This window comes from Streptomyces sp. NPDC047971 (assembly GCF_040653355.1).
Classification (GTDB): Bacteria; Actinomycetota; Actinomycetes; order Streptomycetales; family Streptomycetaceae; genus Streptomyces.
This window is the reverse complement of sequence record NZ_JBEZNW010000006.1, coordinates 34879-50989: the sequence shown is the minus strand read 5'-3', so window position 1 is coordinate 50989 and position 16111 is coordinate 34879. Positions and strand designations below refer to the sequence as shown.

General features: G+C 70.8%; 12 protein-coding genes. 4 read left to right on the top strand and 8 right to left on the bottom strand.

All coding sequences use genetic code 11. From position 1 onward, the window contains the following. Positions 1-94: 94 nt before the first annotated feature. Positions 95-1171 (bottom strand): DUF6817 domain-containing protein, encoded by a 1077-nt coding sequence (locus tag AB0D99_RS08275; protein WP_362358207.1) that lies wholly within the window; start codon positions 1169-1171, stop codon positions 95-97. A 132-nt stretch (positions 1172-1303) separates the two neighbouring features. On the opposite strand from AB0D99_RS08275, the gene AB0D99_RS08270 reads away from it, so the two are divergent. Then, positions 1304-3535 (top strand): ATP-binding domain-containing protein, encoded by a 2232-nt coding sequence (locus tag AB0D99_RS08270; protein WP_362358206.1) that lies wholly within the window; start codon positions 1304-1306, stop codon positions 3533-3535. Positions 3536-3551: 16 nt separating this feature from the next. Here AB0D99_RS08270 and glgB read toward each other — a convergent pair whose 3' ends face one another. The 5 genes from glgB to AB0D99_RS08245 form a co-directional block, all read right to left on the bottom strand. Next, the gene (glgB, locus tag AB0D99_RS08265; RefSeq protein ID WP_362358375.1) at positions 3552-5801 is read right to left on the bottom strand and encodes a 1,4-alpha-glucan branching enzyme; all 2250 of its coding nucleotides are present in this window, start codon (positions 5799-5801) and stop codon (positions 3552-3554) included. Between the two features lie 273 nt (positions 5802-6074). After that, positions 6075-7427 (bottom strand): phosphotransferase, encoded by a 1353-nt coding sequence (locus AB0D99_RS08260; RefSeq protein WP_362358205.1) that lies wholly within the window; start codon positions 7425-7427, stop codon positions 6075-6077. Between the two features lie 328 nt (positions 7428-7755). Continuing rightward, positions 7756-9486, bottom strand: coding sequence for a maltose alpha-D-glucosyltransferase (treS, locus tag AB0D99_RS08255; protein ID WP_362358204.1), 1731 nt, complete (start codon positions 9484-9486; stop codon positions 7756-7758). Next, positions 9483-11468 carry an alpha-1,4-glucan--maltose-1-phosphate maltosyltransferase gene (locus AB0D99_RS08250; RefSeq protein ID WP_362358203.1) on the bottom strand — a complete coding sequence of 662 codons (1986 nt, stop codon included), beginning with the start codon at positions 11466-11468 and terminating at the stop codon, positions 9483-9485. The genes treS and AB0D99_RS08250 overlap by 4 nt, the downstream gene beginning before the upstream one ends. A 372-nt stretch (positions 11469-11840) precedes the next feature. Then, a complete protein-coding gene (locus AB0D99_RS08245; RefSeq protein ID WP_362358202.1) occupies positions 11841-12764 on the bottom strand; it encodes an NmrA family NAD(P)-binding protein in 924 nt (307 codons plus the stop codon). A 134-nt stretch (positions 12765-12898) separates the two neighbouring features. Between AB0D99_RS08245 and AB0D99_RS08240 the strand changes: the two genes are divergently transcribed. Beyond that, positions 12899-13876: an AraC family transcriptional regulator gene (locus AB0D99_RS08240; RefSeq protein WP_362358201.1), complete on the top strand. Its 978-nt coding sequence runs from the start codon at positions 12899-12901 to the stop codon at positions 13874-13876. A 339-nt stretch (positions 13877-14215) separates the two neighbouring features. Next, entirely contained in the window at positions 14216-14710 is a 495-nt protein-coding gene (locus AB0D99_RS08235; RefSeq protein WP_362358200.1) for a hypothetical protein, read from the top strand. 296 nt (positions 14711-15006) lie between these two features. Here AB0D99_RS08235 and AB0D99_RS08230 read toward each other — a convergent pair whose 3' ends face one another. Beyond that, the gene (locus AB0D99_RS08230; RefSeq protein WP_362358199.1) at positions 15007-15189 is read right to left on the bottom strand and encodes a hypothetical protein; all 183 of its coding nucleotides are present in this window, start codon (positions 15187-15189) and stop codon (positions 15007-15009) included. 140 nt (positions 15190-15329) lie between these two features. After that, positions 15330-15647: a hypothetical protein gene (locus AB0D99_RS08225; RefSeq protein WP_362358198.1), complete on the bottom strand. Its 318-nt coding sequence runs from the start codon at positions 15645-15647 to the stop codon at positions 15330-15332. 144 nt (positions 15648-15791) lie between these two features. Between AB0D99_RS08225 and AB0D99_RS08220 the strand changes: the two genes are divergently transcribed. Next, complete coding sequence (locus AB0D99_RS08220; protein ID WP_362358197.1) at positions 15792-16055, top strand: winged helix-turn-helix domain-containing protein; 264 nt, start codon at positions 15792-15794, stop codon at positions 16053-16055. Positions 16056-16111 lie beyond the last annotated feature (56 nt).

Sequence of the window (16111 nt, the reverse complement as noted above, 5' to 3'; positions counted from 1 at the left end):
TCAGCGCGCCGGGACACTCTCCGGCGTCGTCGTGATGACCGCGGCACGCTTCATACGGACGACGGTAGCGGCTCCGCCCGCAGGCCGCACCGGCTTATCCCGACGTCCGGGCCGTGTCGGCCTGTCCCGACCCCCGAGCCGTGGAGCGGGCCTGTCCCGGCAGTCCGAGTCGCACTCGGCGCCTGAGGAGGTTGACGGAGGTGACCTCCACGGTCAGCTCGTCCCCCTCGCGTGGGGTGAGGCCGCCGAGGTCGTTCTCGTGGAGCAGCCCCTCGATACCCGGGGCCACCCGGACGAAGGCCCCGAAGGGGACGATCTTCGTGACCCTCCCGGTGCGGGCGCCGGTGAACCCGGCGCGGGCGAACGCGGTCATCGGATCGGGCTCCAGCGCCTTGAGCGAGAGCGCGATCCTCTCGCGGTCCATGTCGATGTCGAGGACCTCGACGGTCACCTCCTGGCCCTCCCGCACCACGTCCGAGATGGCGTCGAAGGGGCTCCAGGACAGTTCGGCGACGTTGATCAGGCCGTCCAGGCCGCCCAGTTCGACGAAGGCCCCGAATCGTTCGATCCGGGAGACGACGCCGGTGCGGACCTCGCCGCGCTCCAGCCCGCGCAGGAACGCCTCACGCTCCGCGCCCTCCAGGGTCAGCAGCTTCTGGGCCGCCGCGAGGGCGGGTTCGGTGAGCAGGTCCCGCCAGCGGGTGAAGAGTCTCAGCAGCGGGCCGCCGTACCGGGCCCACAGCTCCTGGTTCTCCCGCAGCACGTCCAGTTCGTTCGCGGCCGTCAGTTCCGCGAGGTCCGCCCGCTGTCGGCTCGTCGGTGCGAAGGTCTCGCCGGTGAAGCGGTTCCGGAAGAGTCCGTCCTCGCGCTCCATCCCCGGGTACGAGAATTCCCGGTCGCAGCCGGCGTAGGCGTACACGATCTCCTCGGCCTCCGCGCCGATGGCGGCCGCGAGGACGTCGCGGCGTTCCAGCGGCAGCAGGTGTTCGGCGAAGCCGTCCGTGCCGTAGAAGGCGTGGCACAGGCCGGCGAGCCGGAGTTCCTCCCGTGCGCCCCAGGAGGCCAGCCGGGCCTCGACCCGGTCCAGGTGGGCGAGCAGCGTGCCGCCCGGGTGGTCTCGTGTGTCCGCGCCGTGCGAGATCAGCAGTTCGCGGGCTTCGTCTCTCCCCATGAGACATGAAAATACCCCGACTAGAATTGCAGTCGGGGCTGTTTCTCGCGTATATTCATGGATTCCGTGTCTGCGCACAACAAAAGACGCGGAGAAGTTCAATAAACGCACTGTATCGCGCCGGGAGTCGAATTGTCAACCGAAGAATTTCGGAATGAGCAGCAATTCATCACAGAGCTCTACGCACGACTCGACGACCTGAGGGACCGGGCCGAGGCCGATGTCGGCCAGGCACTCAAGGCGCCGTGGGTCGGCAACCAGGGCCGGCTGGAGCGGGACGTGATGGTCGCCGAGCGGTCCGGGCTGCTCGCCGCCTTCAACGCGGGGGAGAGCGGGCTCTGTTTCGGACGCCTCGTCTTCCGGGACGGGCGTGACCACCACATCGGCCGCATCGGCATCCGTGAGGACGACCCGGACCGTACGCCCCTCGTCGTCGACTGGCGCGCCGAGGCCGCCCGCCCCTTCTACCTCGCCACCGGGTACGAGCCCATGGGGCTCAGCCGCCGCCGGCACATCACCACCCAGGGCCGCGACGTCACCGCCCTCCACGACGAGGTGCTCGACCTCGCGGACGCGACCCGCACCGGGCACGAGAACCGGGACGCCGACGAGGTCCTGCTCGCCTCGCTCGACGCCGCCCGCACCGGACGGATGCACGACATCGTGCAGACCATCCAGGCCGAGCAGGACCGGATCATCCGCTCCCCGCACCGCGGCGTCCTCGTCGTCGAGGGCGGCCCCGGCACCGGCAAGACCGCCGTGGCCCTGCACCGCGCCGCGTACCTCCTCTTCGCGCACCGCGAGCAGCTCGCCCGGCGCGCCGTCCTCATCGTCGGCCCCAACCCGGCCTTCCTCGGCTACATCGGCAACGTCCTGCCCTCCCTCGGCGAGACCGGCGTCCTGCTCGCCACCCCCGGCGAACTCTTCCCCGGCGTCCGTGCCACCGGTACGGACACGCCCCGCGCCGCCGCCGTCAAGGGCGCCGCCGCCATGGCCGAGGCCCTCGACCGGGCCGTACGGGACCGGCAGCAGGTCCCCGAGCGGGGTGAGCCGCTCGTCGTGCCGCACGACGACGGCGACCTGATCATCGACTGGGACATGGCTCTCGAAGCGCGCCACAAGGCCCGTGAGACGCGTCTGCCGCACAATCTGGCCCGGCCCTACTTCGTCTTCCACCTCCTCGACGCGCTCGCCGAACAGCTCGCCGACCGCATCGGCGCCGACCCCTACGGCGGCCCCAACTTCCTCGGCCCCGACGACATCGCCCTGCTGGCCAAGTCCGTCGCGGCGAGCGCCGATGTCCACGCCGCCATCGACACCCTCTGGCCGCCTCTCACCCCCGAGTCCTTCCTCGCCGACTACCTCGCCGAGCCGACCCACCTCACCGAGGAGGACGCGGCGGCGATCCGGCGCGAGACCGGCCCCTGGACCCCCGCCGACGTCCCGCTCCTCGACGAGGCCGCCGAGCTCCTCGGCGAGGACGACTCGGCCGCCCGGGCGGCGGCCGAGGCGGAGCGGGAGAAGCAGATCCAGTACGCCCAGGGCGTCCTCGACGTCTCGTACGCCTCGCGCACCTACGAGTTCGAGGACAAGGAGGAGCTGGACAAGGACGCCGCCGAGGTCCTCTCGGCCCACGACATCATCGACGCCGAGCGGTTCGCCGAGCGGCACGAGGAGGCCGACCACCGCAGCGCCGCCGAGCGCGCCGCCGCCGACCGCACCTGGGCCTTCGGCCACATCATCGTCGACGAGGCGCAGGAGCTCTCCGCGATGGCCTGGCGGCTGCTGATGCGCCGCAGCCCGACCCGGTCGATGACCCTGGTCGGCGACCCGGCCCAGACCGGTGACGCGGCGGGCGTCGGCTCGTGGCAGGACATCCTCACGCCGTACGTGGAGGACCGCTGGGAGCTCGTACGGCTCGGCGTCAACTACCGCACCCCCGCCGAGATCATGGCGGTCGCGGCAGAGGTGCGACGGGAGGCCGACCCGGGGTTCGAGCCACCGCGCTCGGTCCGCTCCACCGGGGTCGAGCCCTGGCAGCGGACCGTGGAGGACCCCGTGAAGGAGACCGCCGACGCGGTCGCCGCCGAGCTCCGCGGCGAGGGCCGGCTCGCGGTGATCGCCCCGCCGGAGCTGCATCCGGCCCTCACGGCCGCGCTGCCGGACGCCTCGTACGGACCGGTCCCCGACCTCACCCGGCCGGTGGTCCTCCTCGATCCGCGCCAGGCCAAGGGGCTGGAGTTCGACACGGTACTGGTCGTCGACCCGGACGGCATCCGGGCCCGCGCCACGCACGGTGTGAACGACCTGTACGTGGCGCTGACCCGGGCCACTCAGCGCCTGGGCGTGATCAGGCAGGTCTGAGCCGGGCCGGTCCGGCTCAGGCGGGCCTGAGCCAGACCGTCGCCAGCGGCGGCAGCGTCATCCGCACGCTCGCCGAACGGCCGTGGGAGGGCACCGACTCGGTTTTCACCGGGTCGGTGTTCGCCACGCCGCCGCCGCCGTACCGCGGGTCGTCCGTGTTCAGGACCTCCGCCCAGGCCGCGCAGGTGTCCGGGACGCCGAGCCGGAAGTCGTGCCGGACGACGGGGGAGAAGTTGCAGACCGCGAGCAGCGGCGAGCCTTCGGCGTCGTAGCGGAGGAACGCGAAGACGTTGTCCTCGGCGGCGTCGCCGACCACCCACTGGAAGCCCTCGGGGGAGGTGTCCCGCTCCCAGAGCGCCGGGGTCCGTCCGTACACCGTGTTCAGATCGCGCACCAGGTCCCGTACGCCCCGGTGGTCCGGCTCCGCGCCGTACGACGGGTCGAGCAGCCACCAGTCGGGGCCGTGCTCGGCGGACCACTCCGCGCCCTGGGCGAACTCCTGCCCCATGAAGAGGAGTTGCTTGCCGGGGTGGGACCACATGAAGCCGAGGTACGCCCGGTGGTTGGCGCGCTGCTGCCACCAGTCGCCGGGCATCTTCGAGACCAGGGCCTGCTTGCCGTGGACGACCTCGTCGTGCGAGATCGGCAGGATGTAGTTCTCGCTGTACGCGTACACCATCGAGAAGGTCATCTCGTTGTGGTGGTACTTGCGGTGCACCGGCTCCTTCCCGACGTAGCCGAGGGAGTCGTGCATCCAGCCCATGTTCCACTTCATGCCGAAGCCCAGGCCGCCGAAGCCGCCGGGGCCGAGCTGGTCCGTCGCCCGGGTGACCCCGTCCCAGGCCGTCGACTCCTCGGCGAAGGTGATGATCCCCGGGCAGCGCCGGTACACCGTCGCGTTCATCTCCTGGAGGAAGGCGACCGCGTCGAGGTTCTCCCGCCCGCCGAACTCGTTCGGCAGCCACTCGCCGTGCTCGCGCGAGTAGTCGAGGTAGAGCATCGAGGCGACCGCGTCCACCCGCAGGCCGTCGAGGTGGAACTCCTCGCACCAGTAGACCGCGTTGGCGACCAGGAAGTTCCGTACCTCCTTGCGGCCGTAGTCGAACTCCAGCGTTCCCCAGTCGGGGTGCGCGGAACGGCGCGGGTCCTCGTGCTCGTACAGCGGCCGGCCGTCGAACTCCGCCAGCGCCCAGTCGTCGCGCGGGAAGTGCGCGGGCACCCAGTCCATCAGGACGCCGATCCCGGCCCGGTGCAGGGCGTCGACCAGATGCTTGAAGTCGTCGGGCGTACCCATGCGGGAGGTGGGCGCGTAGAAGCCGGTGACCTGGTAGCCCCACGAGCCGCTGAAGGGGTGCTCGGCGACGGCCATGAACTCCACGTGCGTGAAGCCGAGGTCGCGGACGTAGGGGGGCAGCTGCTCGGCGAGCTGCCGGTACGTCAGTCCCGGCCGCCAGGAGGGCAGGTGGACCTCGTAGACGGAGAGCGGCGCCTCGTGGTGCGGGCGGGCGCCCCGGCTCCCCATCCACTCCGCGTCGCTCCACTCGTGGTGCGACTCGGTGACGATCGAGGCGGTGTTCGGCGGGCATTCGGTGCGGCGGGCCATCGGGTCGGCGCGCAGCGTGTGGGAGCCGTCGGGGCGGGTGATGTCGTACTTGTAGACCTCGCCCTCGCCGATGCCCGGCACGAACAGCTCCCAGACGCCGGTCGCGCCGAGGGAGCGCATCGGCAGGCCGGTGCCGTCCCAGTGGTTGAAGCCGCCGGTGACGCGGACACCGCGGGCGTTGGGGGCCCAGACGGTGAAGCGGGTGCCGGTCACCCCCTGATGGGTGATGATCCGCGACCCGAGCGCCTGCCACAGCTCCTCGTGGCGGCCCTCGCCGATGAGATGGAGGTCGAGGTCGCCCAGGGAGGGCAGGAAGCGGTACGGGTCCTGCACGGCGAGCTCGTCGCCGTCGTAGCGGACGCGCAGCTCGTACTCGGGGACCTTGCGCAGCAGCGGAAGGACGCCGGAGAAGAAGCCGTCTCCCTCGTCGTGCAGGGTGGTGCGCTTCCCCTTGGCGAGGACGGCGACCTCGCGGGCGTACGGGCGCAGGACCCGGATCGCGATGCCGCCGCGGACGGGGTGGGCGCCGAGGTGGGCATGCGGGTCGTGGTGCTCCCCAGCGAGCAGCCGTGCCCGGTCCCCCGCGTCGAGTGGCGGCGCCTTCTTCACCTTCCGTACGGGATCCTGGGCCGCCCGGGGCGCGGGTGTCTTCGCCGGGGGCACTGCCGTCTTGCGAGCGGATCGGGCGGTCACGGGGATGCCTCCTGCAAGGGGGGTCGAAGGATGGGGTGGGGAAATGCGCCGGTTCCCACGCAACCGCAACGGCGCGGGCCCCGCACAGGACACTCCGCCGAATGGGCTCCGCGCGCGCCGCGCGCGCGTCGGCGGGCTTCTGCCCGCACCCACTCATGCGCCTGGGTCGTGGGCAGGCGTTCCCCAGGGCTGGGGGTGCCCCCAGCCCGGCGGAACGACTGCCCGCAACGGGGGTGGCGGGTGTCACTCCGCTCCCGCCAGGCGTTCGATCGCGGACATGGGCACCGGGAGCCAGTCCGGGCGGTGGCGGGCCTCGTAGACGACCTCGTAGACCGCCTTGTCCGTCTCGTACGCCCGCAGCAGCGCCGGGTCCGTGCGCGGGTCCGTGCCCGACGCCTCGGCGTAGCCGGTGCAGTAGGCCGCGCGGCAGCGGGCCGCCCACTCGGCGTTCCACGGGCGGTGCGTGCGCGCCGCGTAGTCGAAGGAGCGGAGCATCCCCGCGACGTCGCGGACCGCCGGCTGCGGGCGGCACCGCTCGGCGAGCGGCTTCGCGGGCTCCCCCTCGAAGTCGATCACCGTCCAGCCGCCGTCGTCCGCCGCCCGCAGCGTCTGTCCGAGGTGCAGATCGCCGTGGACCCGCTGGAGCAGACCGGAGCCGACGGCGCCGCCCGCCGCCGCGAAGACGGCGCGCAGACCGGGGACGTACGGGAGCAGCGCCGGTACGGCCTGCGCGGCCGCGTGCAGCCGCTGGTCCATCTCCCCGGCCAGATGCTCCGTCTCCGTGCGGCGCAGCCGCTCGGTCGGCAGCGCGGTCGCCAGCGCGAGGTGCACCTCGGCCGTGGCCCGGCCCAGGGCGTGTGCCTCCTCGGTGAACTCCCGCCCGTCCGCGAGGGCGTCGAGGGCGAGTCGCCAGCCGTCCCGGGAGTCCCGGAGGTACGGCTGGAGGACACCGAGGGTGCTGGCCCCCGACTCGAACCAGGCCACCGGCGCCGGTACCCGGGAACAGCCCGCCCGCGCGAGTGCGAGCGGCAGCTCCAGATCGGGGTTGGCGCCGGGGCTGACCCGGCGGAAGATCTTCAGGATGTACGTATCGCCGTACACGATGGAGGAGTTGGACTGCTCGGCGTCCAGCATCCGGGGCGCGAGCGAGGGCGGTAGTTCGACGGTGCGGTGGAAGCCGAGCGGACCGATCCGGCCCGGTGTGCGCAGCCGTTCGTAGAGCAGCCCGGCGAGCCGCGGATCGCGCAGCCCTTCGTAGACCGCCCGGCCGGCCAGCGGCCCCTGCCGGATCCGCCCGATCAGGGCGGGGGCGAGACGGGGCGGCAGCTGGGTCCTTACGCCCAGGAGCAGTTGGTAGCAGTCGGCGGGTGTGCCGGCCGGGCGGCCCGGCTGTTCCACCCGTACGAGGAGGTGCAGCAGCCCGGGTCCCGCGCCGTCCAGCGGCAGCAGCTCGGTGGCCGCTTCCAGCGTGAATCCGATGACCCGGCGGCCCTTGCCCGCGAACCAGCGCTGCCGGGGCAGCCATTCATGGAGCAGGGGAGCGAGTGACGGGAGGAGGGCGGCCGGGGCCCGGGTGGTGGATGCGGTCTCCGGCATGGCATCGCGTCCTTTCCCCGGGGGGCGCAGAATCGAGTTCGTGTGAATCGAGTTCAAATGCGCAAAGTGTCCCGGATGGCGGCTTCGACTGTCCGGATGTGCGGGACGTGTCGGGAGGGGAAGATCCGTACGGGCCCGACAAGAAGGCCCGTATGGACCTGAATCGACCGTGTGTGGGACACAGTGCCCAGGGTGGCGCGGGGGAAACCCGCTCCACCCCGGGCAGTTGGCCGTTCTTCGGTCAGTTCTTCGGACGAGCCGTCGGAAGAGCGGTTCGACGAGCCGTCGGACGAGCCGTCGGGCGGCGCGTCGTCGGTCCGTCGATCCGTCAGTCCGTCGGTCGGCTCGCCGGTCGGCCGCCGGCCGCCGGGGCCTTCAGCCGGAACCAGTAGAAGCCGTGACCCGCCAGGGTGAGCAGGTACGGCCACTGGCCGATGGCCGGGAAGCGCACCTGACCGATCAGCTCCACCGGGCTCATCCCGTCGAACTGCCTGAGGTCCAGCTCCGTCGGCTGCGCGAACCGCGAGAAGTTGTTCACGCAGAGCACCAGATCGTCGCCGTCCTCCCGGAGGAAGGCGAGCACCGCCGGATTGGACGACGGCAGCTCCGTGTACGAGCCGAGCCCGAAGGCCCGGTTCTGCTTACGGATCTCGATCATCCGCTTCGTCCAGTGGAGCAGCGAGGACGGCGAGCTCATGCCCGACTCGACATTGGTGACCTGGTAGCCGTGGACCGGGTCCATGATGGCCGGCAGGGTGAGCCGGCCCGGGTCGCAGGACGAGAAGCCCGCGTTCCGGTCGGGCGTCCACTGCATCGGGGTCCGCACCCCGTCCCGGTCGCCCAGCCAGATGTTGTCGCCCATCCCGATCTCGTCGCCGTAGTACAGCACCGGCGAGCCGGGCAGCGAGAAGAGCAGCGCGGTGAACAGCTCCATCTGCTTGCGGTCGTTGTCGAGCAGCGGGGCCAGCCGCCGTCGGATGCCGATGTTGGCCCGCATCCGGGGATCCTTGGCGTACTCCGCGTACATGTAGTCGCGCTCTTCGTCCGTGACCATCTCGAGCGTCAGCTCGTCGTGGTTGCGCAGGAAGATGCCCCACTGGCAGTGGGCCGGGATCGCCGGGGTCTTGGCCAGGATCTCGGAGACCGGGTGGCGCGACTCCCGCCGCACCGCCATGAAGATCCGCGGCATCACCGGGAAGTGGAACGCCATGTGGCACTCGTCGCCGCCCGAGGCGAAGTCCCCGAAGTAGTCGACCACGTCCTCGGGCCACTGGTTCGCCTCGGCGAGCAGCACCGTGTCGGGGTAGTGGTCGTCGATCTCCTTGCGGACCTGCTTGAGGAAGGTGTGGGTGGCGGGGAGGTTCTCGCAGTTGGTCCCCTCCTGCTGGTACAGGTAGGGCACGGCGTCCAGCCGGAAGCCGTCGATGCCGAGGTCCAGCCAGAACTTCAGGGCCGAGAGGATCTCCTCCTGCACCGCCGGGTTCTCGTAGTTGAGGTCCGGCTGGTGCGAGAAGAACCGGTGCCAGTAGTACTGCTTGCGCACCGGGTCGAAGGTCCAGTTCGACGTCTCCGTGTCGACGAAGATGATCCGGGCGTCCGGGAACTGCTTGTCGTCGTCGGCCCAGACGTAGTAGTCGCCGTACGGCCCGTCGGGGTTGGCGCGCGACTCCTGGAACCACGGATGCTGGTCGCTCGTGTGGTTCATGACGAAGTCGATGATCACACGCATCCCGCGCTGGTGCGCCGCGTCCACGAACTCCACGAAGTCGGCGAGATCGCCGAACTCCGGCAGCACGGACGTGTAGTCCGCGACGTCGTAGCCGCCGTCCCGCAGCGGGGACTTGAAGAACGGCGGCAGCCAGAGGCAGTCGACGCCCAGCCACTGCAGATAGTCCAGCTTGGACGTGATGCCCTTGAGATCGCCTACGCCGTCCCCGTTGCTGTCCTGGAAGGACCTGACGAGCACTTCGTAGAACACGGCCCGCTTGAACCAGTCCGGGTCACGGTCCTTGGCGGGCGTGTCCTCGAAGGTGTCGGGGACGGGTTCGTTGACAGTCATGATGTGGGTGACCCTCCGGTCTGCGGGGACGGTCGCAGGGTGAGGACGTGCGCGGGCGTGATGCCCGGCTCGAGGCGCACATAGTTGGCCCTGCCCCAGTGATAGGTCTCTCCGGTGAGCTCGTCGCGCACCGGAACGGTCTCGGGCCAGTCGAGGCCGAGTTCCGGCATGTTCAACGAGACCGTGGCCTCCTGGGTGTGGTGAGGATCGAGGTTGGCGACCACCAGAACGGTGTTCGAGCCCGATCGCTTGCTGTACGCGATCACCGCGTCGTTGTCCGTCGCGTGGAACGTCAGGTTCCGAAGCTGCCGCAGGGCGGGATGGCGACGCCTGACACGGTTGAGCGTGGTGATGAGCGGGGCGATCGAGGCGCCCGAGCGCTCGGCCGACTCCCAGTCACGGGGCCGGAGTTGGTATTTCTCCGAGTCGAGGTACTCCTCACTGCCGTCCCGGAGCGCGGTGCCCTCGCAGAGCTCGTAGCCGGCGTACACGCCCCAGGTGGGCGAGAGGGTGGCGGCGAGCACCGCCCGCACCTCGAAGGCCGGCCGGCCGCCCTGCTGGAGGTAGGCGTGCAGGATGTCCGGGGTGTTGACGAAGAGGTTCGGCCGCATCTGCGCCGCCACGTCACCCGAGAGCTCCGTGAGGTACTCCGTCAGCTCCGCCTTGGTGTTGCGCCAGGTGAAGTACGTGTACGACTGCTGGAAGCCGATCGCGCCCAGGGTGCGCATCATCGCCGGCCGGGTGAACGCCTCCGCCAGGAAGATCACGTCCGGGTCGGCCCGGTTGATCTCGCCGATGACCCGCTCCCAGAAGACCACCGGCTTGGTGTGCGGGTTGTCGACGCGGAAGATCCGTACCCCGTGGTCCATCCAGTGCCGCAGGACCCGCACCGTCTCGGCGACGATGCCGTCCATGTCCCGGTCGAAGGCGATCGGATAGATGTCCTGGTACTTCTTCGGCGGGTTCTCCGCGTACGCGATCGAGCCGTCCGGGCGGTGGTGGAACCACTCCGGGTGCTTCTCCACCCACGGGTGGTCGGGGGAACACTGGAGGGCGAAGTCCAGGGCGATCTCCAGGCGCAGCTCACGCGCGCGCGCCACGAAGGCGTCGAAGTCCTCGATCGTGCCCAGGTCCGGATGGACCGCGTCGTGACCGCCCTCCGGGGAGCCGATCGCCCACGGGACACCGACGTCGTTCGGACTCGCCGAGAGCGCGTTGTTGGGGCCCTTGCGATGGGTGGTGCCGATGGGGTGGATGGGCGGCAGATAGACGACGTCGAACCCCATCGCGGCAATGGCCGGAAGTCGCTCCGCCGCGGTACGGAAATTCCCCGGGACCGTCCTGCCGCGGACCTTCTTCACGCCCTCCGAGCGCGGGAAGAACTCGTACCAGGAGCCGAACAGCGCGCGCTCGCGCTCCACCTGGAGCGGCAACGCGGGCGAGGAGCTGACCAGTTCGCGCAGCGGGTGCCGGTCCAGGACCCCCGTCACCTGCGGGGCGAGCGCCGCCGCGAGCCGCGCGGCGGCGGACCGGCTCTCGTCGCGCAGCGCGTCCGCGGCCGCCAGCACGGCCTCCCGGCCGCCGCCCTTCTTCGGGACGCCCTTCGCGGCCCGCTCGTGGAGCTCGGCGCCCTCGGCGAGGACGAGTTCGGAGTCGATCCCCGCCGGGATCTTGATCCTGGCGGCATGCCGCCAGGTGGCGAGGGGGTCGCTCCACGCCTCGACCGTGTACGTCCACCGGCCCTCGACGTCCGGCGTGACCTCGGCGCCCCACCGGTCGGTGCCGGGGGCCAGTTCACGCATCGGGATCCAGGGGCCGGGCCGTCCTGACGGGCGACGCAGCACGACATTGGCGGCGACGGCGTCGTGGCCCTCGCGGAAGACGGTGGCCGTCACCTCGAAGGTCTCACCGGCCACCGCCTTCGCGGGGCGGCGACCGCAGTCGACCAGCGGGTGGACGTCCAGTACGGGAATACGTCCCATGAGCGGATTCACAGCATCACCTGAGGGTTTACGGGGGTGCGGGTGGTGGTGCGCTCTTTGTAGCTCCGTCGACGGCTGGCGGGTTGCGGGCATGGCCGCTCCTGTGCGCGTTCACTCGGATGGCGGGTCTACGGGGGTGTACCGGGCAAGCCTTCCACCGACTTCCGGTGGCCAATCCGGCGCTTTGTTAACTACTAGGACGTAGCCGTACGGACAAGCACACGGCACGCACAAGATTCCGGCCCCGTCCTTGTGGGACGGGGCCGGTTCACGAACGGGCGTGCGGATGGGGCCTGTCGGTTCGCTGCGTTGATCGGGGACGGAGTCCGAGTACGGCCGAGGGCGGGGGCTCGGGCCGTCCGGCGGTCGCGATCAGCCCTGGGCCGACGGCGACTGCTCCTCCGTGTCGCCGGCCCACACCTGCCACGGCTGCCGGGTCACCCACTCGTCCACCGGTGCCGCCCGCACACCGAGGACCCCGGCCGCGACCCCCTGGTCGGCCGCGAGGAGCAGCGGGTCGGCCCCCGTCGCCATGTAGTGGTAGATCCCGGCGACCCCGGACGCCGTGTCCGGGCCGAGCAGCTGGGCCAGGCCGCGCTGGAACACCGCCGGCGGCAGCTGGACGTACCGCACCCTCCGGCCCAGCCCCCGGCCGAACGCGTCCGCGAGCTCCGGGCCGGTCAGCGAGTGCGTACCGCCGATGTCGAAGGTGCGGCCGTCGAGGCCGTCCACGGTCAGCGCCGCGTACACGGCCTCCGCCAGATCCCGGTGCGAGATCCACGCCGTCGGCGTGGACGGGGGCAGCGGATAGGCGAGGACGCCCTCGTCGACGAGGGCCGGGCCGTTCCACGGGGAGAAGAGGTTGTCCAGATAGACCGGAGGCCGTACGACGACCAGCGGGACGCCGCTGTCGCGCAGCACCTCCTCGGCGATCCGCCGGGTCTCGAAGGCGGGCACCGCCGTCGGGCGCTGCGGAACACGGGTGTTGGCGTTGAGGACCAACCGCGCGACACCGGCGTCCAGGGCCGCGAGGGCGATGTTGCGGGCGTACAGCCGTACCCGCTCCGGCTCGTACACCAGCGGTAACGTCACCGCGGCATGGGTCGTTCCCTCGAAGAGCCGCCGCACGTCCTCAGGGCGCGCCAGGTCGCCCGCCACGAACGTGGCGTCGGGCAGCGGCGGGCGGTCGCCCGCGGGGCGGCGGGTGAGCGTCCGCACCCGGTGGTGCCGCTCGGCGAGCAGACGCGCCATCGCGCCGCCCTGGAAGCCGGTCGCTCCCACGACCGCTACGCGCATCGGTATCTCTCTGGACATGTGTGGTTGAGGCCCTTCGATAGGCTGTCGCTGTTGCCGTGACGGCTCTCTCAGGCTGGCGGCGGCTGCTTCGTCCGTTCAATTAACAAACCGGGGCGGAAGTTGAAGGATCGTCCATGGACATGGTGGGAACCGACCGTGACGACCGGCACGGGGGCGAGCACGACGACCTCCTGAGCGAGCTGCTCCAACCGCTGCGTCTCACCGGCGTCTTCGACAGCCGCTGGCACGTCCGCGCGCCCTGGGCCATCGAGGGGGACGCCGAACAGAGCTGCGCCGTGCTGCACTACATCGTCGAGGGCGGGTGCTGGATCACCGCCGAGGACCGGACGCCGCTGCAGCTGAGCGCCGGCGACCTGATCGTCTTCCCGACCGGCACCGCCCACCGGCTCGCCGACCGGCCGGACCGCCAGGGGGTCCCGCTCAAGGCCGTCCTGCCCGAGCGGCGGCCCGGCACGTCGGGCGAGATCGTCATCGACGGCCCGGGGCCGCAGAGCCGGCTGCTCTGCGCAGGACTGCACTACGACATCAGCGCCGCGACCGGCCTCTACACCTCACTGCCCTGGGCGCTCGTCCTCGACGGTGCCCAGGTCGACCGCGAACCGCTGCTCCGCGACACGCTCAGCCTCCTGGCCTCACCCGACCGGCCCGTGGGCCCAGGGGACCGGCTGATCACCCTGCGCGCCTTCGAGATGGCCCTGGTCCTCGCCCTGCGCCCGCTGCTGCGCGAACTCGCCGACAACCCGACGTCGCTCCCGATGCTGCGGCATCCGGGGATCAGCCGCGCCCTGGTGGTGATCGCCACCCGCTTCGCCGAGGCGTGGACGATCGACTCCCTGGCCCGCGAGGTCGGCATGTCCCGCTCCGCGTTCACGGCGGCCTTCCGCGCCCTCGTCGGCGAGTCCCCGGCCCGCCACCTGACGAGCCGCCGCATGCAGGAGGCGGCCCGCCTCCTGACGGAGACCTCGATCCCCCAGTCGGCGGTCCCGGCACGGGTGGGCTACCAGAGCGCGGTCGGCTTCCACCTGGCGTTCCGCAAGTGGTTCGGGGTGACACCGGGGGAGTACCGGACGGGGGCGGAGAGGGCGGCGTGAGGGTGGGCGGGCTGCCGCCGCACGGGCTCGGCTTCGGTTCGGCGGAAAGTCGTTCGTGAGAATGCGGGACTGAGGCGGACGCAGGGGCCTCTTGCTCGCGGACTCCATGCGCGGATGTACTGCGCCTCTTTTGATCGTGCTCTGAGGGGCTCAGTGCGTTTCGTGCGGCCTGTGTCTTTTGCTGTCGCCTTTGTGTAGGTCATCCCTGTATACGGCGACCCTTCCTCGGCGATGCCGACCAAGGTGCAGTTCTTCTCCATGGGAACGGTCGATGTGCGAAGCGAGTTCGACAACACGGCCGCGGCCACATACAGATGTTGGGAACGGAAAGGTATGCGGATGTCTTCGTCTTCTGACGATCTGTCCCGGATCCTGGGGCGCTCTCCCTGGCCCGAGCGCACCCTGGCGGGCGTCGAGCAGGGCTGGGGAGTCGACCTGCCCGCGGAAGTTCACCGCGTGCTGTCGTCCTACGGGGACGTGATGGTCGACGGCTTCCTCTACCTCTTCGGCCCGCTCTCCCTGGAGGAGAAGGGAGAGTGGATGAGTGGCTACGTGAAGCGCGGTGAATCGCGGCTGATCGTCGATCCCGTCCTGCCGGAAGCGGCGGGGATGCTCCATTGGGGCCACACGATCGACGGCGACCGACTCTTCCTCGTGCCCCACGGCCCGGGGGAGCCTTGGACGGTCTCCGCGTTCCGACGCAACTGGGGTGACTGGCACGAGACGAGCCTTCCCCTTGAGGAATGGCTCGTGGGCACCCTCCGTGGGGACATCGAGACGGACTGGATGCCGGAATGGCCCGAGATCCACGAACTGGAGGCGGACGACGACTGACGTCACTTCCGGCCGACGGGATGACGTCGAATGCCTCCCAGTTTCAAACGCTTCGCCCCGCCGATTCTTCGATCGGTGGGGCGAAGCGCGGTGCGGGCGCGCCAGCGCCGTCATGAAACGCGCCTGTCCCTAAGAGGTCGCTTCCCGCCGTACCGGCCGCCTGGTTTGGCGGTTCATGGCCAGGCGGCGGCGGCGGGCTCAGGGTTCGGCGAGGTGTTTGTGCTGCTGTGCTTCCCGTAACTGCCGGGCGGGGGCTCGCCGGTGGATGCCTCTGGGGCGGCGGCTACTGTCGGTGATCACCGCTCGTCTCCCTCCCGTCTGCGCCAGCCGGTCGCGAGCAGGTCGAGTGCGTCCGGCAGCGGAGGGAAGTGTGGGGCGCAGTCGGGGCAGGCGTAGACGTTGAAGCCCGGGCCGGAGGCCTGGTGGACCTCCGAGACGGTGATCGGGGTCGTGGTGATCCGGGCGCAGCGGACGCACATGCGGACCGGCTTGCGGGGGCCGGGTGGTGGGGTGGCCGTTGCACACGAGTGGCAGATCTGACGGTGGACCTCGCCGGGCGTCGTTTCCTTGATCAGTGGGTCTGGTGCCGCCGTACCGCACACCTCGCATGTGCCCTCCATCAGGCCACCCCCAGCCCGTGCACGTCCCGTGTGTCCAGGTCGATGCCGAAATCCGCCGCCAGTACCAGGGCGAGCCGCCGCTGGAGTTGGTGCGCCCGCCGTTCGTGCGCGAGGAGGTACGGCCGGACCATGGCCGTCTCGTCGGCGTCCAGCGGCTCGTCGAGCCCGTACGGGGAGCGCGGGGTGGAAGGTCGCGCCGGCTCCGGGGGTTGGGTCGCGGGGCGGAAGGCGGCCGTGTGTGGTTGGTGTCGGTTGCTCGGGGTCGGCGCGAGCAGCAGCCTCACCCAGAGGGCGAGGGCGCGGATAAGGTCTGACATGTCGACGCTCCTTCGAAGCGTTGGCCATGCCCCGGGAGGTCTAGCCACCTCGCCGGGGTCCTTGGTGCTCCGGAGCGTACACCTAGCACGCTATAGCGTGCTAGGTGTGGCCCATCTCGCCTGATGTGCGATGGCTTGCTTAGCGTGGCGATCGTGATGGAATTTGCCCCCGACCAGCCCCGATGGCGCCAGGTTGCCGCCGTCCTCCGGAAGCGCATCGCCGATGGCACCTACGCAGCCGGGACGCGCATTCCCTCGGTGATCCAGCTCCAGGAGGAGTTCGGCATCGCCGGCGCGACCGGCCAGAAAGTGCACCGTGCGCTCCGCGAGGAGGGGCTGATCTACACCGAGCCCGGCCTGGGGTCGTTCGTCGCGAAGTCGCCCGAGGGCGGCAGCCCCACCGGTTAGCGCGCCTCCTACGACCGCGAACCCCTCGTGAACCCGAGGCGGCTGGACGGTTCTTA